The organism is Peribacillus sp. SIMBA_075 (assembly GCF_046534585.1).
This window is the reverse complement of the sequence record NZ_JAWRYN010001203.1, coordinates 1-250: the sequence shown is the minus strand read 5'-3', so window position 1 is coordinate 250 and position 250 is coordinate 1. Positions and strand designations below refer to the sequence as shown.

The following is a 250-nucleotide window of genomic DNA, read 5'->3' as shown; positions in this document are numbered from 1 at the left end:
CACGGCCATAGACTGTCCGCGATGTCCGCCCTGACCTGGCTTGCCGCCGCTCTCGTGCTGGCGGGCGCATATCCCGCCTACCGGTTCGTCCGGAGGTCCTGGCGCTTCCGGGCGACGACCACCGTGATCGCCGTGATCAGCGGTCAGGTCGTGGGGCTGATTCTGGTGCTGCTGGGGGTCCTGCTGCTCCCGCGCCCCGACCTCACCGGGACCGGCTGGTTCGTGCTCCTGCTCGCCGCGACGGTGCTGC

1 protein-coding gene is annotated in these 250 nt (G+C 70.8%); it reads left to right on the top strand.

All coding sequences use genetic code 11. From position 1 onward, the window contains the following. The coding region (locus tag SB775_RS32140; RefSeq protein WP_410865342.1) for a hypothetical protein at positions 1-250 on the top strand (250 nt) is incomplete at both ends.